This is a genomic window from Hymenobacter busanensis (genome assembly GCF_008727865.1).
Lineage (GTDB): Bacteria > Bacteroidota > Bacteroidia > Cytophagales > Hymenobacteraceae > Solirubrum > Solirubrum busanense.
Genome location: NZ_VTWU01000005.1, coordinates 314,774 through 334,730 on the forward strand (window position 1 = coordinate 314,774; position 19,957 = coordinate 334,730).

The 19,957-nt window shown below is 62.3% G+C and carries 16 protein-coding genes and 1 tRNA gene; 13 read left to right on the forward strand and 4 right to left on the reverse strand.

Annotated elements, in window-relative coordinates:
- Positions 1 to 87 precede the first annotated feature (87 nt).
- Positions 88 to 702: a C40 family peptidase gene (locus F0P96_RS14770; protein WP_151079680.1), complete on the reverse strand. Its 615-nt coding sequence runs from the start codon at positions 700 to 702 to the stop codon at positions 88 to 90.
- Between the two features lie 305 nt (positions 703 to 1,007).
- Here F0P96_RS14770 and F0P96_RS14775 point away from each other — a divergent pair, with 305 nt between their 5' ends.
- Positions 1,008 to 1,400, forward strand: coding sequence for a hypothetical protein (locus F0P96_RS14775; RefSeq protein WP_201743851.1), 393 nt, complete (start codon positions 1,008 to 1,010; stop codon positions 1,398 to 1,400).
- 28 nt (positions 1,401 to 1,428) lie between these two features.
- Here the strand turns inward: F0P96_RS14775 and F0P96_RS14780 are convergent, their stop codons facing one another.
- Positions 1,429 to 2,163: an SDR family NAD(P)-dependent oxidoreductase gene (locus F0P96_RS14780; RefSeq protein WP_151079681.1), complete on the reverse strand. Its 735-nt coding sequence runs from the start codon at positions 2,161 to 2,163 to the stop codon at positions 1,429 to 1,431.
- Positions 2,164 to 2,410: 247 nt separating this feature from the next.
- Here F0P96_RS14780 and F0P96_RS14785 point away from each other — a divergent pair, with 247 nt between their 5' ends.
- A complete protein-coding gene (locus tag F0P96_RS14785; protein WP_151079682.1) occupies positions 2,411 to 2,656 on the forward strand; it encodes a hypothetical protein in 246 nt (81 codons plus the stop codon).
- Positions 2,657 to 2,723: 67 nt separating this feature from the next.
- Here F0P96_RS14785 and F0P96_RS14790 read toward each other — a convergent pair.
- Positions 2,724 to 2,799 (reverse strand) — tRNA-Thr (locus tag F0P96_RS14790).
- 152 nt (positions 2,800 to 2,951) lie between these two features.
- Here F0P96_RS14790 and F0P96_RS14795 point away from each other — a divergent pair.
- The 7 genes from F0P96_RS14795 to F0P96_RS14825 all read left to right on the forward strand — a co-directional run bounded on the left by F0P96_RS14795 (position 2,952) and on the right by F0P96_RS14825 (position 9,535).
- Positions 2,952 to 3,407, forward strand: coding sequence for a hypothetical protein (locus F0P96_RS14795; protein WP_151079683.1), 456 nt, complete (start codon positions 2,952 to 2,954; stop codon positions 3,405 to 3,407).
- Positions 3,408 to 3,463: 56 nt separating this feature from the next.
- Positions 3,464 to 4,234, forward strand: a complete 771-nt coding sequence (locus F0P96_RS14800) for an FkbM family methyltransferase (protein WP_151079684.1) — start codon at positions 3,464 to 3,466, stop codon at positions 4,232 to 4,234.
- Entirely contained in the window at positions 4,231 to 4,512 is a 282-nt protein-coding gene (locus F0P96_RS14805; protein ID WP_151079685.1) for a hypothetical protein, read from the forward strand. The genes F0P96_RS14800 and F0P96_RS14805 overlap by 4 nt, the downstream gene beginning before the upstream one ends.
- An 86-nt stretch (positions 4,513 to 4,598) precedes the next feature.
- A complete protein-coding gene (locus F0P96_RS14810; RefSeq protein ID WP_151079686.1) occupies positions 4,599 to 7,166 on the forward strand; it encodes a YfhO family protein in 2,568 nt (855 codons plus the stop codon).
- A gap of 89 nt (positions 7,167 to 7,255) precedes the next feature.
- Positions 7,256 to 8,197, forward strand: coding sequence for a 1-aminocyclopropane-1-carboxylate deaminase/D-cysteine desulfhydrase (locus tag F0P96_RS14815; protein ID WP_235917482.1), 942 nt, complete (start codon positions 7,256 to 7,258; stop codon positions 8,195 to 8,197).
- 30 nt (positions 8,198 to 8,227) lie between these two features.
- A complete protein-coding gene (locus F0P96_RS14820) occupies positions 8,228 to 8,863 on the forward strand; it encodes a DUF4230 domain-containing protein (protein WP_151079687.1) in 636 nt (211 codons plus the stop codon).
- A 147-nt stretch (positions 8,864 to 9,010) separates the two neighbouring features.
- Positions 9,011 to 9,535 carry a quercetin 2,3-dioxygenase gene (locus F0P96_RS14825; RefSeq protein WP_151079688.1) on the forward strand — a complete coding sequence of 175 codons (525 nt, stop codon included), beginning with the start codon at positions 9,011 to 9,013 and terminating at the stop codon, positions 9,533 to 9,535.
- 262 nt (positions 9,536 to 9,797) lie between these two features.
- Here F0P96_RS14825 and F0P96_RS14830 read toward each other — a convergent pair whose 3' ends face one another.
- A complete protein-coding gene (locus F0P96_RS14830; RefSeq protein ID WP_151079689.1) occupies positions 9,798 to 10,292 on the reverse strand; it encodes a regulatory protein RecX in 495 nt (164 codons plus the stop codon).
- Between the two features lie 345 nt (positions 10,293 to 10,637).
- Between F0P96_RS14830 and F0P96_RS14835 the strand changes: the two genes are divergently transcribed.
- From F0P96_RS14835 to F0P96_RS14850, 4 genes are all read left to right on the forward strand, one after another.
- Complete coding sequence (locus tag F0P96_RS14835) at positions 10,638 to 11,543, forward strand: DMT family transporter (protein ID WP_235917483.1); 906 nt, start codon at positions 10,638 to 10,640, stop codon at positions 11,541 to 11,543.
- A gap of 142 nt (positions 11,544 to 11,685) precedes the next feature.
- The gene (locus F0P96_RS14840) at positions 11,686 to 14,286 is read left to right on the forward strand and encodes a DUF5686 and carboxypeptidase regulatory-like domain-containing protein (protein ID WP_160620326.1); all 2,601 of its coding nucleotides are present in this window, start codon (positions 11,686 to 11,688) and stop codon (positions 14,284 to 14,286) included.
- An 85-nt stretch (positions 14,287 to 14,371) separates the two neighbouring features.
- Positions 14,372 to 16,864 (forward strand): bifunctional UDP-N-acetylmuramoyl-tripeptide:D-alanyl-D-alanine ligase/alanine racemase, encoded by a 2,493-nt coding sequence (locus F0P96_RS14845; protein ID WP_151079691.1) that lies wholly within the window; start codon positions 14,372 to 14,374, stop codon positions 16,862 to 16,864.
- Between the two features lie 305 nt (positions 16,865 to 17,169).
- Entirely contained in the window at positions 17,170 to 19,920 is a 2,751-nt protein-coding gene (locus F0P96_RS14850; protein ID WP_160620327.1) for a TonB-dependent receptor, read from the forward strand.
- Positions 19,921 to 19,957: the final 37 nt, after the last annotated feature.

Below are 19,957 nucleotides of genomic sequence, written 5' to 3' on the forward strand. Positions count from 1 at the left end.
TCAGCGCATGTTTGCGGGGCAAAGCAAACAAAAAAGCCCTTGCGGTGGAGCAAGGGCTTTGGAGATGTTGCTGAGTAAGTGAGCCTGCTACTCGGTAGCAGTGGCCACGCGGCCAGCCGCGTAGAAGTTGCGGTGGTAGTAAGCCTGCTCGAGCGAGCTTACCATTACGCCGCCGTTGGTGGCGGCGTGGGCAAACTTGCCATCGGCGAGGTAAATACCTACGTGGTAGATGGGCTGGCCGGGGCCGCGGCGGAAGAATACCAGGTCGCCGGCTTGCATCTCGGCTTTGGCTACACGCTTCACGTTGTTGAACATCGAGCGGGAGCTGTGCACGAGGTTGATGCCGTACACTTCCTTGAATACGCGGGTCACGAAGCCCGAGCAGTCGGTGCCTTTTTTGGAGTTCGAACCGAAGCGGTAGGGAGTTCCAATCCACTCGCTCACGGTGCGCAGCAACGAGGCGTTTTCGTCGTAGTCGGCTTTGATGCCGAGGGTTTGGGCGTAGTAGCCCACGTTGAGCGAGTCGCGGAAGGTGGCGGAAGGCCGGTCGCCTTCGTCGCCGTTGGCGAAGCTCAGGAGCGAGGCTTCGGCCAGGGCCGGGCTGCCGGCTGCCGATGCAACCTTCGCCTCGGGCGAGTAATCAAAGAAAAAGGAAAGGGCCAGTGAAACAGCGGCGAGGCAACACAAAAAGGTATTCTTCATTGTCCGTCGTGTGGGTATGAAACTCCGCCCCCAGGCGGTGACCCGAAGGGGTCTGATGGCGTACTTTTCTTCTCTAAGTCAGGTAGTTTGAGAAGCGAAAAAAGAGGTTTTAACCAGCCGGATCAGAAAGATTCTATCCGGGCTGATAGGGTAAATCTAGACCCGTCAGCCTAAGCGTCCAAATTTATGGCCGAAAACAAGGTGATTTTCATTGTTTGGTCCAATGTGTTGGCGGAATAATATTGATGAGTTGTATAACTGCTTTGTTATATAGCGCGTACTCGGTGCTTGTCACAGAAACGGCCATGGAACTCCCCCGCATCGTTGAAAATTCGCCCTTCGCTCGCATAGCCCGCTTGAAGCTGGGGCAGCCCAACGTGGCCATGGTGTTGGGCAAGGCCATTCACTTGAGCGGCGTGACGCGCGAGGCCTTCCTGCGCGACCCGTCGTGGGTCGCGCACGAGATGTGCCACATCCGGCAGGTGCAGGAGCACGGCTTGGTGCCGTTCCTGTGGAAATACCTGATTGAGTCGGTTCGGGTGGGCTATTACGCCAACCGGTTCGAGGTAGAAGCGCGCGAAGCGGCAGTGCGCGACACCAGCCGCTACGCCGCAGCCTTGGGCGTGGCAGTACCGCCCGGTCCCGGTCGAGGCACCGAGCCTACGCCGCAAGACCCGCGCCCCGATCTGGTGCTGTAGCTAGTGGGCTTTGGAGATGCGCATCAAGCTATAAGGCAGCCAGCCGGCCACCGTCGACGGCTAACGAGGTGCCGTTGATAAAGCTGGCCTCGTCGGAGGCCAGAAAGCAGATGGCAGCGGCTAGCTCGGCGGGCGTGCCCACCTGCCCCGTAATTTTTTCCTTGCCGCTTTTCACGTTGGGGTTGCTCCAGAGCATTGGCGTATCCACGGCCCCCGGAGCTACAGCATTGATACGGGCCTGGGTATGCGGAATTTCCAGGCTGAGGCCTCGCACAAACGCCTCGAGGGCTCCTTTGCTGGCCGCGTAGGGCACCACGTTGGGCGTGGTTTGATGCGCGTGCACCGAACTTACCGCCACGATGCTGCCGCCCTGCATGTGCGGCAGGCACAGCTGGCACAGTCGGAAAAGAGCTCGTAGGTTGACGTTCATGAGCAAGTCCCACTGCGCCGGGTCGAGCTTAAGAATGGGCTCGAAGGTCATCATGGCAGCGTCGTTTACCAGCACGTCAACGCGCCCCCAGTAGCCCAGCACGCGCTCTACTGCGCGGCTCAGGTGCGCATCGCGGCCTACGTCGCAGCTAATGAACCGGGCCTCGCCACCTGCTGCCCGAATAACCTGCACGACCTCCCGCCCGGCCTCGGCATGACGCCCCAACACGGCTACTTTGCCACCCTCGCGGCCCAATTGCTCGGCCGCCGCGCGCCCAATGCCCGAGGTGCCGCCCGTGACCAAGCATACTTTGTCTTTGAAACGCTCCGGCATAGGGTAGGGTGGTAGTGAAGGCGTGGCTTTTCGGGTGATACGCTGATAGACAGCGGCGGCCGGTTTTGGTTTTGAAAAGTGTCGGGCAGATCCACGAAAACCCAGTGCAAAACCCAAGACTGCCACTTCTGAGGGCTTAAACGCGTAAATAACGCAACCCTACAAGGCTAGTTTACGAATAGACCACAAACCTCTTTGCGAGGTCGGTTCTGAACTCTTACAACTCCTGACTTTCAAACTCATGGCCATGAACAACACCTCCGCCAATACCGATTTCCTGAGCAACTCGCCGGCCGCTTCGCAGCCCCAGGGCAGCGTAGGCAGCAAAGCCTCCTCGGTGCTCGACGGTGTGAACAACTCCCTCAAAAACTTTGGTGATGCCGCTGCCGGCAAAGTAGGCAAGCTCAGCACCACCCAAAAAGTAGTAGGCGGCCTGGCCTTGGCGCTGGGCATCAGCTACCTCTCGAAACTGACCAACAAGCGCAGCGCGTAGTCGCGCCAAACTGATCTGAAAAACGAAAGCGGCCCGTTTCCTCTTCGGAAACGGGCCGCTTTGCGTCTGGAGCCTGCTATTGGACTCGAACCAACGACCTGCTCATTACGAATGAGCTGCTCTACCAACTGAGCTAAGCAGGCAACTGCCACCGGGCGGAAACGCCGCAATGGGAGTGCAAATATAACAGGGCCGGGAAACGCCGCGCAAAAGTTCGGCGGAAATTTTTCCGGGCGAAGTTCTCAACCTCGCTTCCTCCAGTGCGTTTTTCACTGATAACCTCGATTTACTACTTATGAAATCCTCCGCTTCCGCCGACATTACCCAAGCTCTCGTCAGTGGCTTGTCCGGGGCCGTTGCCCTGACGCTGGTACACCAAGCCGCCCGCAAACTAACGCCCGATGCGCCGCGAATGGACATTCTCGGTATGCGCGGTCTGCGCAAGCTGCTGGCCGCCGCCGATGCCCCTGCGCCTGATCAGCAGACGCTTTACAACGCGACCATGGCCGGCGACCTGTTCAGCAACGGCCTCTACTACAGCTTGGTGGGGTCGGGCAAGGATGCGTGGTGGCGCGGGGCGGTCCTGGGCGTAGCGGCCGGCGTGGGTGGGGTGGTGCTGCCGGGGCCGTTGGGGCTAGGCGACGGACCCAGCAACCGCACGCCGCAAACCCAGCTGATGACCGTGGCGTGGTACACGTTGGGCGGCTTGGTGGCCGCGGGCGTATCGCGCTGGTGGAGCGCAGCGAAGTAAGCGCCAAGTCACCGAGAGCCGTGCGGCCCCGCGCCGACTGTTACCTTTGCTGGCACATGAAAGCGTTGCGCAAACTCCTCGTCGGCACCCTCGGCTTCGAGCGGTACATCCGGTTCGTTAGTCGCATGTACCTGCGGCTGGTGGCGGTGGGCTGGGGCAAGGCGAAGTACCCGGAGCTGTTTTATCTGGCCCGGCTGGTGAAGCCCGGCGACGTATGCCTCGACATCGGCGCCAACCTGGGCTATTACTCCGTGGCCTTGTCGCGGCTGGTGGGGCCCACGGGCAAAGTGCTGGCCGTGGAGCCGGTGCCGCTGTTTCAGCGCATCTGGCAAGACAACGTGCGCCTGAGCGGCATCAATAACCTGCTGCTGCTGCCTTACGCTTTGGGCGGGCAAAATACCTCCGTGCGAATGGGCACGCCTGCCCGCAACGGCTTGCTGCACCACGGCATGACCAAGATTGCCGACTCCAACCCCGCCGAGCAATACGGGCAGTTCTACGACGTGGACATGCGCGTGCCCGACGAGTTGCTGGCCGATTTCGACCGGCTTGACTTTGTGAAGTGCGACGTGGAAGGCTTCGAGCACCAGGTGTTTCAGCACATGCAGGCTACACTGCGCCGGCACCGCCCCGTTATCCAAACCGAGCTTAACGGTGGCGACAACCGCCGCCAGGTGAGCGAGTTGCTGGCCGGGTTGGGCTACCGGCCGTACGTGCTGGAAACTAGCGGCGCCGAGCCGCGGTTAGTACCTTGCGGGCCAGCCGAGCTGCAAACCACGGCCGACCGCGACTTTTACTTCAAACCCGACGAGGCTGCGCACGGATGATCATCAAGACCCTGCTCATATTCTTCTTGGTAGCCACGCTGCTGCGCATGGTGTTGCCGCTGCTCATGCGCTGGCTGCTCACCACGTTTGTGCGCAAGCAAATGGAGCGTGGCGGTGTGCGGTTTGACCCCAGGGCGGCGCCGTTTGGTGCGCCCCCGCCGCCTAACCCGGGGCCCGAGGGCAAAGTGCGCGTCGATTACGTGCCGCCCGCCGCCAAGCCGCGCCGCGCCGAGGAATTCCGTGGCGGCGACTACGTGGACTTCGAGGAAGTGAAATAATCGACCTACCTTCGGGCTGTTTCTGCCCGGCCTGCTGCGTGTGGGCCGGGTTTTCCTTTGTTCCGCCTGTTTATTTCGCCTGCCGAATGACCTCAGTTGTTCCGCCGACGACGGCCGCCCTCCCGCTGTGGCGCCGTTTGCTGCCGCACCTTTTGGCCGTAGTCTTCCTGCTGGGAGTTGCGGTGCTCTATTTCTCGCCCATCGTCTTCAAGGGCCAGACCCTGAGCCAGCACGACATTGTGCAGTTCAACGGCGGCGCCCAAGAGGCGGCGGCCTACCGCCAGGCCACCGGCCAGGAGGCGCTCTGGACGAACTCCATGTTTTCGGGCATGCCCACCTACCTGATTGGTACCCGTTTCCCGGGCGACCTGTCGGTGTATTTGAGCAGCATTTTTACGCTGGGCCTGCCGGCCGTGGTGGCCAACCTGTTTGTGGCCTTGCTTTGCGGCTACCTCTTGTTTGTGGCCTTGGGTATGCGCTCCATCGTGGCCCTCACAGGTGCGCTGGCGCTGGGCCTGACGAGCTACAACCTGGTGATTCTGGCGGCAGGGCACAACTCCAAGTCCTATGCCCTGGCCTACGCGCCGCTGGTGCTGGCGGGCCTGCTGGTTGCGTTCCGGCGGCAACGCTGGCTCGGCGCGGCGCTGTTTGCCCTGGGCCTGACGATGAACGTACGGGCCAACCACCTGCAAATCACCTACTACTTGCTCTTGCTGGTGCTGATTTTCGGCATTGTGGAGTTTGTGTTTGCCCTGCGGGAAAAGCGGCTTGCCGACTTCCTACAACGCTCGGCTATTCTGGGCGTGGCGGCGTTGCTGGCGGTAGGCGTCAGCTTCGGGCGCCTCTACACCACGGCTTCCTACGGCAAGTACAGCATCCGCGGCAAGTCGGAGCTGACCACCCCGCCGCCCGCGGCGCCGGGCCAGCCGGCAGCCAAACAGGAAGCCGGCTCGGGCCTCGACCGCGACTACGCCTTCGGCTGGAGCTACGGTGTGGGCGAAACCATTACGCTGCTGATTCCCAACTACTACGGCGGTGCTTCGTCGGGCAAGCTCGACGAGAATTCGGCTACCGGCAAAGCCCTGGCTGGCCTGGGCGTGCCGCCCGTGCAGCTGCGCGACTACCTGCAAAACATTCCGACCTACTGGGGTGACCAGCCCATTACCAGCGGCCCGGTGTATGTGGGCGCGGTGGTCTGTCTGCTGTTTGTGCTCGGCCTGTTCGTGGCCGACCGCCGCACGCGCACCTGGTTGCTCGTCGGCACCATTCTGTCGATTCTGCTGGCCTGGGGCAAGAACTTCGCGACGTTCAACGACCTGATGTTCGACTACTTCCCGGGCTACAACAAGTTCCGCTCGGTGTCGATGGCGCTGGTTATTGCTCAGCTGGCCATGCCGCTGCTGGCCGTGCTGGCCCTGGCCCGCGTGCTGCGCGCCCGCCCGGTTGCCACCGTGCTGCCAGGCGCACATCCTAAGCTGCCCACTGCGGCAGTTGTTTCGTCCGAAACTGCAGACCTCAACCGCAAGCTGCTGCTGGCCACCGGCATTACGGCGGGTATTATTTTGCTGGCTTTCATTGTTGGCTTGGGGGCCGATTTTGCTTCGCCCATTGACAGCAACCTGCAGCAACAGGGCTTCCCGCTCGACGCGCTGCGGCAGGACCGTGCCAGCCTGATGCGCGCCGACGTGTTCCGCTCGTTGTTCTTTGTGCTGGCCACGGCCGCGGTGCTGTGGTTCTACCTGCGCCGCAAGCTCACGGTGACCGTAGCTGCCGGCCTCGTGGCGGCCCTCACGCTCGTGGACCTTTGGGCCGTCGACAAGCGCTACTTGGGCGAGTCGAACTTCCAGGAAAAGACTGTGGCGCAGGAGTTTGTGCCCTCGGCCGCTGATCAGCAGATTTTCAACGACCCCACGCTGCACTTCCGGGTGCTGAACGTAGACAACCCCTTCAACGAAGCCAACACTTCGTATTTCCACAAGAGCATTGGCGGCTACCACGGGGCCAAGCTGCGGCGCTACCAGGATTTGATTGAGCGGCAGATTTCGCAGAACAACCCGCGCATTATGTCCATGCTGAACGCGCGCTACTTCATTGGGCGCGACCAGAAAACCGGTGCGCCGGTGGCGCAGCAAAACCCCGGCGCGCTGGGCAACGCCTGGTTTGTGTCTACCATTCAGCCGGTGCAGAACCCCGATCAGGAAATGGCGGCCCTGAGCACCTTCGACCCGGTAACCACGGCCATTGTGGACGTGAGCAAGTTTCCGCAGGCCAAAACCAGCTACAACGCGGCCGGCTCCACCATTCGCCTTACGCACTACTCGCCCGACGCGCTGAGCTACGAGGCCAACGCGGCGCAGGACGGCTTCGTGGTCTTCTCCGAAATCTATTACGCCGACGGCTGGAACGCCTACCTCGACGGCAAACTGGTGCCGCACGTGCGCGCCAACTACGTGCTGCGCGCCATGCCCGTGCCGGCCGGCCGCCACAAAATCGACTTCAAGTTCGAGCCCAAGGAGTACCAGATTGGCAACACCGTGTCGCTGGTGTCGTCCATTGCGCTGTTTGCCGTGCTGATTGGCGCCGTGGTGTACGCCGTGCGCCGCCGGCCCGCGCCCGACGCGCCCGCCGCAGACGACGATTTGCTGCCTGCCTAGGCGCCGTATCGATGAATTGATGGCAACGGTGCCGCGACCCCAACGTCGCGGCACCGTTGCATTTTAGCAGCGCCCGACTCCAACTCGCCGTGCTTTCAACGGAATACCAGCCGCCCATTCTGACCGATTTGCCCGAGCCGGTGGCCGAGCGGCGGGGTGTGCGCCTGCGGGTGCTGCGCGACGATTTGCACCACCCCGAACTGCCCGGCAACAAATGGCGGAAGCTGAAATACAACCTGCTGGCGGCCCGTGAGCAAGGCCACGCGGCACTGCTGACCTTCGGCGGTGCCTATTCCAACCACTTAGCCGCCGTGGCCACGGCTGGCCGGCTCTACGGCTTCCGCACCATCGGCATTGTGCGCGGCGACGAGCTGGAGCCGCACAACCCAACCTTGACTGCTTGTGCGGCCCAAGGTATGCAGCTGCATTTTGTGAGCCGTGAAGACTACCGCCGGCGCCACGACGCCGCGTGGCTGGCTGATGTGCTGCAGCGCCTCGGCCCGGCGTATGTGTTGCCCGAAGGCGGCACCAATGCCCTGGCCGTGCGAGGCTGTGCCGAAATCGTGTCCGAACTTGAAGCTGCCCACGAGCCCTTCGATGCGCTGACAGTAGCCTGCGGCACCGGGGGCACGCTGGCCGGGCTGGTGCTGGGCAGCCAAGGCCACCAGCAGGTAGTGGGCGTTTCGGCGCTTAAAGGCAGCGGCGGCAGTCTGCGGGCCGAAGTGGAACGATGGGTGCAGCAAACGGCCGGGCGCACTTTCGGCAACTGGGAACTGCGCACCGAGTTTCACTTTGGCGGGTACGCCCGGTATTCGGTGCCGCTGCTGGCTTTCATCGAGCAGTTCTACCAGCGGCACGGCGTGCTGCTCGACCCCGTGTATACCGGCAAACTGCTCTACGGCACGCTGGCCTTGGTTGAAGCCGGACACTTCCCGCGCGGCAGCACCGTGGTGGCGGTGCATACCGGCGGGCTGCAGGGCTGGGCCGGCTTTGCCGCGCGTTTCGGCGTGCGGCCGCCCGCCGCCGTATAGTTTGCGGTTGAGTTTGTATTGTTGCTACCTATGCCGCCTCTGTTTCGTTTGTTGCGCCGTTTGCTGCCGTTGCTGTTCCTGGTTGGGCTGGGTTGGTTTCTGTGGCAGAAAGTGGCCCCCTCGCTCGACACCTTTAACCCGCTGCGGGCCGCGCCGCGCGTGACGGTGACGCATAACACCGTGCTGGAAAAAATAGAAGCCCTGGGCAAGCTGGAGCTGGTGCGCTACCGCTTCAAGGACGTGGTGGAGTACAAGAAGAGTACCTACCGCTTTCTGCCCGACGCCAAAGTGGCCCTCATTGTGGCCGGCGAAGCAGTAGGCTGCCTCGATCTGCGCAAAATCAAGCCGCTTGATGTGGTGTTCGAAGGCGACTCGGTGGTGCGCGTGGCTTTGCCGGCGCCCGAGCTGTGCACGTGGCGCATCGACCACAACGGCAGCAAGGTGTACAGCGTGGAAAACGGCTTTTTCAACGATGCCGAACTGGTAGATGCCGGCTACAAATACGCCGAACAGAATGTGCGCCGCGCTGCCTTGCAGTCGGGTATTCTGGCCCAAACCGAGCAAAACGCCGAGCAGATCCTGCGGCCCATGCTCGAAACCATGACCGGCCGGCGCGTGGTGCTGACGCACCAACTGGCAGCGCCCCGCCGCGAACCGCTACGCTAGCCCGGTGGCCTAACATATTGATGTAGGCAGCGCGGCGAAAACGGCGGGCAACTGCTTGGTTCGCATGTTTATGTGACGAAGCGAGGTTGGGCGTAGGAGCGAGGCGGTGGTAGTTTTGGTGTACCCACCCAAGCCGCTACTGCCGCTATGAAAACCCTCACGCCTCCGCACGTCCTGGCCGCCGACTTCGCTATGCAAACCACCCTGATGCCGGCCCGCTCGCCCTTTCTGCGGCGGCGCACGCTCGCCGAATCGTGGTGGTACATGGGCACGCTCACCACCCCACTGATTACGGGCGCCGAAACGAACGGGGAATTTGCTCTGCTCGATGTCAGCCTGCAGCGAGGAGTCGAGCCGCCGGTTCACACGCATCTGCGCGAAGACGAAACCGTGTACGTGCTCGACGGGCAGCTTACCTTTCACGTGGGCGACGAAGAATTGCACGCCGGTCCCGGCGACGTGGTGCACCTGCCGCGCGGCATTCGCCACACCTTCCGGCTCGAAACCGATTACGCCCGCACGCTGCTGCATATTTCGCCCGCCGGGTTCGAAAACTTCTTCCGCGACTTGGCGGAGCCGGCCCAGGCACTGGTAATACCAGCGCTTCCCACCAACCCCAATGCCGCCCGGATTGCCGCCGTAGCCAAGCACTACGGCCTACAGGCCAGTTGACACGTCCCAGTATTCAGTTGAATAATCTCGACCTACTTAACCCACCGAAACGATGTACCAGTTAGTATTTCGGTCTTGGGCCCTGCTGTGCATGATTGCCGGCATCTGCCTACTGGCCGTGGGTGCCGCCTTGGGCGTAGGAGCAGTGCTGACGCTGCGACAGACGCCACAACGCCCGGCGGCACCAGCGTACATAATCAGTTGCTCCGCTGCCCAAGCTGGCATTGCCTGCCGCGTTTAACGGGCAAGCCGTTAGGCGCGGTTATTTCCGCACGCCCAGCACCTCAATTAGCGCGTCCTGAATAAACTCGCCTTCGTAGCCCTTGGCCGTAGCGTAGAGCGTGAGTTTTTGTCGCCGCTTGTGCGGGTTCGGCTCCTTCTCCTGCGCGTTCTTCTTCTCCAGCACTTCCACCAGGTTCTGGTAGTACTCGTCGCCGTCGATTTCGCTCATGCCGGCCTTGATGCAGTACTCGGAAATGCCGCGCTGCTTCAGCTCCTGCCGGATGCGCCGGCGGCCCCACTTTTTGAGCCGGTACTTGCCGCGCACGAACGAGCGGGCAAACCGCTCGTCGTCGAGCAGCTTTTCGCGCACCAGCCGCATCAGGATTTCGGCGGCTTCGTCTTCGTCGAGCCCGTAGGTGCGCAGCTTGGCTTCTACTTCTTTGTGGTTGCGCTCCTGGTAAGCGCAGAAGGCGGCAATCTTCTGCAGGGCTTCGGCAGGCGTGTAGAATTTGCGTTTGCGGGAAGCGTCTTCCATGGGCTGGCTAACGGGAAATGGAGTCCTTCTTGTACGCAATTGGTGCCGCACGGGGCGCCTGTACCACCGACTTTGGCCGGAAAACCGGAGGGGGTAAAAAAACAGCCGCCGCCCAGAAGGCGGCGGCTGTTCGCTCACATAAACAAGTTGGATTGATTCATCCAAAAACCGGCAGCCCGCTGTATTATCCGAAGACCATTGGGCTACCGGGAGGCAATGTAGTATGCAAACCGCACATTTCCATATACAACCGCGAGATTGTTTGCTTGTTTGGTACCTAGTTGCAATCGGGTAGGTGTGTGCGCACTTTCGGGTTGCAGCCGCCTTCGCCAGAATCTCCGATGTATGGTTTTTACCCGCGGCGTCCGCTACATGCTGCTGTCTACGCTCTGTTTCGCGCTCATGAACGTGTGCGTGAAACTGCTGCCGCATTTGCCGGCCATGGAAATCATTTTGTTCCGTTCGCTCATCTCGGTTGGGCTCAGCTACCTCACGCTGCGCGCCTTGCGCATCCGGCCCTGGGGCACCAACCACTTCTTCCTGATTGCCCGCGGCACCACCGGCGCGCTGGCCCTCATGCTGTACTTTGGCACGCTGCAGCGCATGCCGCTGGCCACGGCCGTCACGCTCCAATACCTGGCGCCCATTTTCACGGCCATCATCGGCATTTTCGTGGTGAAGGAGGCAGTGAAGCCCTGGCAATGGCTGTTCTTTCTGCTCTCGTTTGCCGGCGTGCTGTGGGCCGAAGGCGTGGACACCCGCGTGGAGCCGCTGTGGCTGGGCCTGGGCGTGTTGTCGGCGGTTTTTTCGGGCTTCAGCTACAATTCCATCCGGCGGCTCAAGGGGAAAGAGCACCCGCTGGTGGTGGTGTTTTACTTCCCGATGGTGGCCCTGCCCATTGCGGGCGTGTACTGCCTCTTCAACTGGACGGCTCCACACGGCTGGGACTGGCTGTGGCTGCTGCTCACGGGGGTGTTTACCCAGGGCGCGCAGGTGTACATGACCAAAGCCTATCAGGCCGAGCAACTCTCGAAAGTGGCCAACTGGAACTACCTGGGCATTCTGTACGCGCTGGGCTTTGGGCTGGCTTTCTTCGGCGAAGCCTTCCCGCCGGGTGCCTACGCCGGCATGGGCCTGGTGCTGGCCGGCGTGTTGCTGAACGCTTGGTACCTTGCTCAGCACGCTCGCCGCGCCCCGTTGCCGGTACCCGAGCCCGACGCCATTCCGGCCACGCCGCCGCTGGAGCGTTGAGGATGCAGGATGTTGCGGGGCAGCCAATATATTTTGCTGGTGCAGGCAACGGCTTCACCGGCAAGCGGCTCTACCTCCTAACTTGCCCTTAAACGCGCGATTAGCTATGTTTCGTCGGATACCCCGCCTGTTGAGTCTGCTTTTGCTCCTGCCCCTACTGGGCCATGCCGGGGTGTTGCGCGGCCGCATTACCGACCCCGCCGGGCAGCCCCTGGGCTTTGCCAACGTGGCCGTGAAAGGCACCACCACCAACACCGCCTCCAACGAACAGGGCAACTACCAGCTGCCGCTGCAGGCCGGTAGCTACGAAATTGTGTTTCAGTACGTGGGCTTCAAGCCCCGGCTGGAGCAGGTGCGCATTGCCGGCGGCGACACGGCCACGGTGCTCAACGTGACGCTCACGCCCGAGCAGTACCAGCTGCGCGAAGTGGTGGTGCGCGCCAAAGACCGCGACCCCGCTTATGCCATCATCCAGCACGCCATGGATTGGCGCACCTACCACCGGCGCGAGGTGGCGGCCTTCACGGCGCGCACTTATATCAAGGCGCTGGCCCGGCTGAAAGACGCGCCCAGCCGCGTGCTGGGCTTGTTCAAGGTTGGGCCCGATCTGAAGCCGGGCATTCTGTATCTGTCCGAGTCGGTGTCGGAAGTATCGTTTCAGCAGCCCAACGTGGTGAAAGAGCGCATGATTTCTTCGCGCGTGAGCGGCGACGCCAAGGCTTTCAGCCTGAACCGGGCCGGGGCGGGGCGGGGCATGAGCTTCTACAACCCCGTCATCAAGGCGTTTTCGGAGCGGGGGTTTGTGTCGCCCATCGCGCCGAACGCGTTTCTATTCTACCAATATGTGCTGGAGGGCACCACCGAGCAGGCCGGGCAACTGATCCACAAAATCAAAGTAATACCGCGCCGCCGCACCGACCCGGTGTTTGCCGGCCACATCTACATTGCCGACGGCACGTGGCGCATTCATTCGGTGGGCCTCACCCTCAACCAAGATGCCCAGCTCGATTACGTCGACAACGTGCGCATCGACCAGCAGTACGCGCCCGCACCCAACGCGCCGCACGTGTGGGTGATGCAGAGCCAGACGCTGACGGCCAACATTTCGGCGTTTGGTTTCCACGGCAACGCCTACCTGACGGCCATTTTTTCCAACTACCGCGTAACGCCCACCTACCCCAGCCGCCCGGCGCCGGCCGCGCCTGCCCCGCAGCCCACGCCCGCCGAAGTGCACGCCGAAACCGTGGCCGAGGCCAAGCAGGAGCGTCCGGCCGTGCGGGCCATCAGCCGGCAGGTGAAGCGCCAGAGCCGCAAAGCCGCGGCGGCTGCCGACTCGGCCGGCCGCCGCGCGCCGCTGATGGAAGTGGAAAAGCTGGCGCACGGCGAAATTATGCGGGTGGAGAAAGGTGCCAACGAGCGGGACAGCGCCTACTGGGCCCAGATTCGGCCGGTGCCCCTGACCGAGGAGGAGGTGAAAGACTACCACGTGAAGGACAGCACCGAGACCATTCGCAACTCCAAGCCCTACCAGGACTCACTCGACCGAATCAGGAATCGGTTTAGCACCGATAAGTTCTTGCTGACCGGCTACACCTACAACGATACCCACCGCAAGCAGCAATACTACGTAGCGCCGGTGTTCCAAATTTTGCAGTACAGCACCGTCGAGGGCACCATCGTCAACCCGCAGCTGACGTACTCGCGCTACACCGACGACCGGCGCCGTTTCTGGATGACGCCCTCGTTCCGCTACGGCGTCGATGCCAAGCTTTTCAGTCCATCGGTGGAAATCAACTGGCAGCACGATGCTATGCGCACGGCCCGGCTGCAGGTAATAGTGGGCCGCACCATCGAAAACTTCGACCCCAACTCGCAGCTCACGCCGGCCATTAATACTACTTACACGCTGTTTCGCAACCGCAACTACGCCAAGTACTACCAGCGCCGCGGGGCCGAAGTGGGCTACTTGGCCGAAATGCTCAATGGCCTCGATGTGCGCACCGCCGTTAGCTACTTCGACCGCCGCGAGCTGCAGAATTCCACCATCGACCTGATTACCGACGTGCCCGGCCGGGCCTTCACGCCCAACACGCCCGTGGCGGCCGAGCTGCCCAACGGCTCCGGTTTCGGCCGCAGCCGGGCCTTGGGCTCCGAACTGTGGCTGAGCTACCGTCCCGGCCAGCGGTTCATCACGCGGCCCACGGGCAAAATCAACCTCGGCTCGAAGTACCCGCTGTTGCGCCTCACGTGGCGGCAGGGCTGGGGCGTGCCCGGTTCCGACGTGCGCTACACCTACCTCGAAGGCGGTATCCGGCAATCGGTGCAGTTTGGGCTGCTGGGCTCGAGCAGCTACCACGTCAACGTGGGCGGTTTCCTGGGCAACCCCAAGCTGGCGTTTATGGACTACCGGCATTTCGCGGGCAACCAAACCCTTCTGGCCGCCGATTTCACCCAGTTTCAGCTGCTCGACTACTACCGCTACAGCACCCGCAAGACGTTCGTGGAGGCGCACTTCGACCACCATTTCAACGGCTTCTTCCTGAACAAAATCCCGCTCATGCGCCGGTTGAAATGGCAGGAAGTGGGCACCGTGAACTACCTGCATACCCCGGCCGCCGGCCACTACGCCGAGCTGGGCGTGGGCCTGGAGCACGTGTTCAAGCTCCTGCGCGTCGACTACTTTACGGCCGTGCAGTCGGGCCGCAAGGTGCAGCAAGGCTTCCGCCTCGGCCTCGGGTTCTAGCTTTTGACGGCGTGCTGCTCGCCACCGACAAACACCGCCCCGGCTGGCGGCGTGGCGTACCTTTGCCGGCGCCATTCCTGTTCCCATGCTTCGCTTCGCTTCTTTGCCCGCGCTGCTTGGCGGCACCCTGCTGCAAGCGCCCACCGATGCCGCTGCCACCGTGCAGCACCTGCTGCTCGACAGCCGCCGCGTGGGCGTGCCGGCCGGCACCGTGTTCTTCGCCCTGCGCGGCCCGCACCACGACGGCCACCAGTACATAGCCGAGCTGTACCAGCGCGGTGTGCGGCTGTTTGTGGTGGAGGTACCGGTAGCCAACCTCGCGGCCGCGTATTCCGAAGCTGGATTTGTGCAGGTAAACAGCGCATTGGAAGCTCTGCAGCAGCTGGCAGCGCAGCACCGGCAAGGTTTCGGCGGTCCGGTGTGGGCCATAACCGGCTCCAACGGCAAAACCATTGTGAAGGAATGGCTGGCGCAACTGCTGAGCCCCGACGAGTTGATTTGCCGCTCGCCGCGCTCCTACAACTCGCAGGTGGGTGTGCCGCTGAGCGTGTGGGAATTGCGCCCGCAGCACACGCTGGGTATTTTCGAGGCCGGCATTTCCGAGCCGGATGAAATGGCCCGGCTGGCCCACATCATTCAGCCCACGGCCGGCATCTTCACCAACCTCGGCCCGGCCCACGACGCCGGTTTTGCCTCGCGCGAGCAAAAAGCCGCCGAGAAGATGCAGCTCTTTGCCGGCGTTGAAAGGCTGGTGTACTGCCGCGACCACGCCGCCGTGCACGCCGCAGCCGCCGCGCTGCCGGCTTCGGTGCAGCGCCTTACCTGGTCGCGCCACGCCGTGCCCGATGCCGCCGTGCAAGTGGCGCTGGAACCTTCTGCCGACCCCAGCCAGATGCTGGCCAAAGTGCGCTACGCCGGCACCGAAGAAGTATTCACGCTGCCCTTCGCCGACGAGCCTTCGGTGGAGAACGTGCTGCATTGCCTCACGGTGCTGCTCTGGCGCGGCCTCGCCTCGGCCGAGATTCAGCGGCGGCTGCTGCGCCTGCACCCCGTGGCCATGCGCCTCGAAATGAAGCAGGCCATTCACGACTGCTACGTACTCGACGACACTTACAACAACGACCTCACCGGCCTCGACCTTGCGCTGGACGCCCTGCAGCGCCAGCCCCGGCGCGGCCGCCGCACGCTCATCCTCTCCGACGTGCTCGAATCGGGACTGGCGCCGGAGGAACTGTATGGCCGGGTGGCCGAGCTGGCCGCGCAGCACGGCGTGCAGCGGCTGCTGGCCGTGGGCGAGGCCATCGGGCAACACCAGGCTGTGCTGGCGGCAGCCGTGCCCGAGGTGTTGTTCTTCGCCGATACCGAGGCGCTGCTGGCCTGGTTCCACCCCGACAAGTTCCGGCAGGAGACCATCCTTGTGAAAGGCGCCCGGCGTTTCGGGTTTGAGCGGGTAGTGGCCGCGTTTCAGCAGAAAATTCACGGCACGGTGCTCGAAGTGAACCTCGATGCGCTGGTGCACAACCTGAACTACTACCGCGCCCGCCTGCAGCCCGGCACGCGATTGATGGTGATGGTGAAGGCCTTCGCCTACGGCAGCTCGTCCTACGAAGTAGCCAACCTGCTGGAGTTTCACCGCGTCGACTACTTGGCCGTGGCTTACACCGACGAAGGCGTGCAGCTGCGCGAAAACGGCATCTCGCTGCCCATCATGGTGATGAACCCGTCGCCGGACAGCTTTGGGCTGCTGCGGCAGTATCATCTGGAGCCCGAAATCTATTCCTTCGCCCGGCTGCGCGAGTACCTGCAAGCCGCCGCCGCCGGGCCGCTGCCCGCCGTGCACCTCAAGCTCGATACCGGGATGCGCCGCCTGGGCTTCGACGAAGCCGACCTCGACGAGCTGCTGCCCTTGCTGCGCCAGCACGCCACCCGCCTGCGCGTGGCCAGCGCCCTCACGCACTTGGCCGGTGCCGACGAAGAGCAGCACAACGACTTCTCTCGCCGCCAGCTCTCGGCTTTCCAGCGCATGGCCGCGCGGCTGGAAAACGAGCTGGGCTACCCCATCATCAAGCACGCTCTGAACTCGCCCGGCATCCTGCGCTTTCCCGAGGCCCATTTCGACATGGTGCGCCTGGGCATAGGCCTCTACGGGGTCGAAGCCGCCGGACTCGACCCGACAGCGCTGCGCCCGGTGAGCAACCTGCGTACCACCGTGTCGCAGATCAAGCAGCTGCCGGCCGGTGAAACCGTAGGCTATGGCCGCCGTGGCGACGCGGCCGACTACCCGCGCCGCATTGCCACCCTGGCCATTGGCTACGCCGATGGCTACGACCGGCGCTTTTCGCGCGGCGTAGGAGAGGTGCTCATTCGCGGGCAGCGCGCCCCGCTCGTGGGCAATGTGTGCATGGATATGTGTATGGTCGATGTATCCGGTATTGCCGACGTGCAGGAAGGCGACACGGCCCTGGTATTCGGTGAAGGTCTGGGCCTGACTGAGTTGGCCAAGCGCATCGGTACCATTCCCTACGAACTGCTGACGAGCGTAAGCGAGCGGGTAAAGCGAATCTTTGTCTCGGAATAAACCCTGGCTGCTAAAGCCGAGGCAGAAGGTTCTAGGCTTGCAAGATCGGAGCCACGTAGGGCTGTGCTACTATATGATATGTCTGCCAAGCAATTAGCTGATTTGAGCGAGAAAAATTTCTGGTTTGGATAATATAATCTTGGTAAAAGACAGCAGTGTAGTAGGTTTGCATACCTGGTATCGTGCACTATTCCGGTTGAATATTGACTTGCTAGGTGACTCCTTGCTGTTCCATATTCGATCTGGCCCATATGGGAAAAACTTCTACTCTAGTTGTATTGCTTGCCCTGACCGCCGCTACAAGCATGCCGCTTGTTGGGCAAGCACAGTCCAAAAACGCTAGCCTCAACGGCAGCATCCACTCGGAAAAGGGCGAATCGGTAGCCAGTGCCACGGTGGTAGCCATTCACATGCCCACCGGCATTCGGCGCACCAGCGTAGCCGGGCCCGATGGCAGTTTCACCATGCCGGACGTACTGTCGGGCGGACCGTTTACGTTGCAGGTGCTGCAGCCGGGTTTTCGCCCGCAGGTGGTAACCAACGTATTTTTCGCCTCCGACAAGCCCACCGTGCTGGACTTTACGCTGGTGCCCGAAGTAGTAGCGGTAGGTACGCGCCGTACCGACCGTACCCTGCTCGAATCGGCCGTAGCCGTAGACGTTATCGACATGCGCGAACTGACGCCCACTGCGCCCCAGACCGATCTGACGCAGGTGTTGCACTACGTGGTGCCCTCGTTCAACTCCACCCGGCAGACTTCGGCCGACGGCGCCGACCACATCGACCCCATCAGCCTGCGCGGTTTGGCGCCCGACCAAACACTGGTGCTCGTGAACGGCAAACGCTACCACACCACCGGCCTCATCAACCTGCTGGGGAGCCGCGGGTTGGGCAGCGTCAACTACGACCTGAACGCCTTCGCCTCCAACGCGCTGGACCGCGTGGAAATCCTGCGCGACGGGGCTGCTGCCCAGTACGGCTCCGACGCCATTGCCGGGGTAATCAACCTAAACCTGAAGTCCGACAACAAAGGCGGTAACGTGCTGCTAAATACCGGTATTACCAGCCGAGGCGACGGATTTACCAGCCTGCTAAGCGTTAACAAAGGCTTGAAGTTGGGGCAGAAGGGCTTTCTGAACCTAACCGCCGAGGCCGACCACCGCGGCGCCACCACCCGCGGCAGCGCCCAGCGCGACATCACCTCGTGGCCGGTGTTTTCGTACGACGCCCAGGAAGAAGCCGAATTGCTGGCCGCCAGTGGCAAAACCTACGACGACTTTCGGCAGAAAAACGGCGACGCCAACGTGCGTAACTTCCGGGGACTCTACAATTTGAGCGTACCCGTGGGCGCCAAATCGAACTTTTACTCCTTCGGCAGCTACAACAGCCGCCGCGGCCAGGCTGTAGCGCCGTGGGTGCTGCCCGCTGCCCAGGAAGTCGACATCGTTGACGGCATTTTCCCCGACGGCTACCAGCCCCATATCAACACCCGCGTGCACGACGCCACCGGCACGGCAGGCTTTGCCTTCGGCCTGGGCCAGTGGACCCTGGACCTGAGCCACGTGCTCGGGGTCAACCAGATGCGTTACGACATCAGCCACACCCTCAACAGCTCCCTCGGGGCGGCCTCGCCCACCAACTTCGATGCGGGCGGGTTCCGGTTCTCGCAGAACGTGAGCAACGCCACGCTGAGCCGCCTGTTCCCCAAGGCATTGGCCGGAACCAACGTGGCTTTCGGCGGCGAATTTCGGGCCGACCGGTACGAAATCATAGCGGGCGAAGAAGCTTCCTACAAAGACTACGGCCAAGGCAAGCCCGACGCCTCGCCCGGTGCGCAGGGCTTCATTGGCTTCGACCCCAATTCGGCGGTGGCCGGCAACCGCCGCAACGTCAGCGCCTTTGCCGACGTGGAGGCCGACGTTACCAAAAAGTGGACCGTGGGCACGGCCGTGCGTTTCGAGAATTATTCCGACTTCGGTTCCGCCTTCATCTACAAAGTCTCGTCGCGCCTGCAACTGGCCAAGCCGGTAGCTGTTCGGGCAGCCTACAACACCGGGTTCCGGGCACCCGCCTTGCAACAGGAGCTGTACCGCCAACTCACGCTGCTGCCGACTTCCAACGGCAACGTCTACAGCGGCATTTTCAACAACCAAAGCGACGTGGCCCGCGCCGCCGGCATTGGGCAGCTGCAGCCCGAACGCTCGCGCAACCTGAGCGCCGGATTGGTCCTGACGCCGGCCCCTGCGCTCAGCTTCTCCGTCGATGCTTACCAGATTGCCATCGACGACCGCATCATTCTGTCGGGTATTTTCGGGTTCGACCCCTCCGGTACCCGCGCGGCCCTCAACAACGCCCTGACCCGCGCCAACGCTGACAACGCGCAGTTTTTCACCAATGCCGTGAACACCCGCACCCGCGGGCTCGACTTGGTGGCTACCTACCGCCCGACGGTGGGCCACGGCACGTTGAACCTGGGTTTGGCGGCTAACTTCAACAAAACCATCATCCGGAGCCTGCAGGTGCCGGCCGCGTTCCAGAACCTGCAAACCGATAACCTGCCCGGCAACGACTACGTCGACCAACGCCAACTCTCGCTGATTGAAACCGGCAACCCCAACGAGAAGATCGTGCTGAATACGGGGTACGAAATCGGCAAATTCAGCGTCTTGGTGCGCAACCAGTCCTTCGGTCAAGTGAAGACTTACGACTTCAACTTCGACCCGCTCGATGAAGGCAGTGTGTACATGGTGTTTCGCCCGAAAGTATCCACCGACCTCATCCTCAACTTCCGTCCGAACAAGGCTTTCATGCTCACCGGCGGGGTAAACAACATGTTCAACGTGTACCCCGACAACATTCACACGGCTGCTTACCGCAACGGCCGTCCGCCGGTCGGGTTCAAAACTTTCGACGAGTTCAATGCTTATTTCCAGGCCAAATACGGACGCCCTTCCAACCTGCCCTACGACTTTGACATCTTGCCTTACCAGTCGCAGCAAATGAGTTTCAACGGCCGGTTCTTTTACCTGAAGGCTGCCTACCAGTTTGGCCTTTGAGATAGTATAACGTGCCGCCCAAATGCAATTAACTTGG

What these genes read in the sequence shown, in the direction of transcription:
- F0P96_RS14780 (WP_151079681.1), bottom strand. Translation starts at nt 2,163, where the DNA reads ATGCCGGAGCGTTTCAAAGACAAAGTATGCTTGGTCACGGGCGGCACC.
- F0P96_RS14775 (WP_201743851.1), top strand. Translation starts at nt 1,008, where the DNA reads ATGGAACTCCCCCGCATCGTTGAAAATTCGCCCTTCGCTCGCATAGCC.
- F0P96_RS14825 (WP_151079688.1), top strand. Translation starts at nt 9,011, where the DNA reads ATGAAAACCCTCACGCCTCCGCACGTCCTGGCCGCCGACTTCGCTATG.
- F0P96_RS14785 (WP_151079682.1), top strand. Translation starts at nt 2,411, where the DNA reads ATGAACAACACCTCCGCCAATACCGATTTCCTGAGCAACTCGCCGGCC.
- F0P96_RS14800 (WP_151079684.1), top strand. Translation starts at nt 3,464, where the DNA reads ATGAAAGCGTTGCGCAAACTCCTCGTCGGCACCCTCGGCTTCGAGCGG.
- F0P96_RS14805 (WP_151079685.1), top strand. Translation starts at nt 4,231, where the DNA reads ATGATCATCAAGACCCTGCTCATATTCTTCTTGGTAGCCACGCTGCTG.
- F0P96_RS14845 (WP_151079691.1), top strand. Translation starts at nt 14,372, where the DNA reads ATGCTTCGCTTCGCTTCTTTGCCCGCGCTGCTTGGCGGCACCCTGCTG.
- F0P96_RS14770 (WP_151079680.1), bottom strand. Translation starts at nt 702, where the DNA reads ATGAAGAATACCTTTTTGTGTTGCCTCGCCGCTGTTTCACTGGCCCTT.
- F0P96_RS14830 (WP_151079689.1), bottom strand. Translation starts at nt 10,292, where the DNA reads ATGGAAGACGCTTCCCGCAAACGCAAATTCTACACGCCTGCCGAAGCC.
- F0P96_RS14835 (WP_235917483.1), top strand. Translation starts at nt 10,638, where the DNA reads ATGGTTTTTACCCGCGGCGTCCGCTACATGCTGCTGTCTACGCTCTGT.
- F0P96_RS14810 (WP_151079686.1), top strand. Translation starts at nt 4,599, where the DNA reads ATGACCTCAGTTGTTCCGCCGACGACGGCCGCCCTCCCGCTGTGGCGC.
- F0P96_RS14820 (WP_151079687.1), top strand. Translation starts at nt 8,228, where the DNA reads ATGCCGCCTCTGTTTCGTTTGTTGCGCCGTTTGCTGCCGTTGCTGTTC.
- F0P96_RS14850 (WP_160620327.1), top strand. Translation starts at nt 17,170, where the DNA reads ATGCCGCTTGTTGGGCAAGCACAGTCCAAAAACGCTAGCCTCAACGGC.
- F0P96_RS14795 (WP_151079683.1), top strand. Translation starts at nt 2,952, where the DNA reads ATGAAATCCTCCGCTTCCGCCGACATTACCCAAGCTCTCGTCAGTGGC.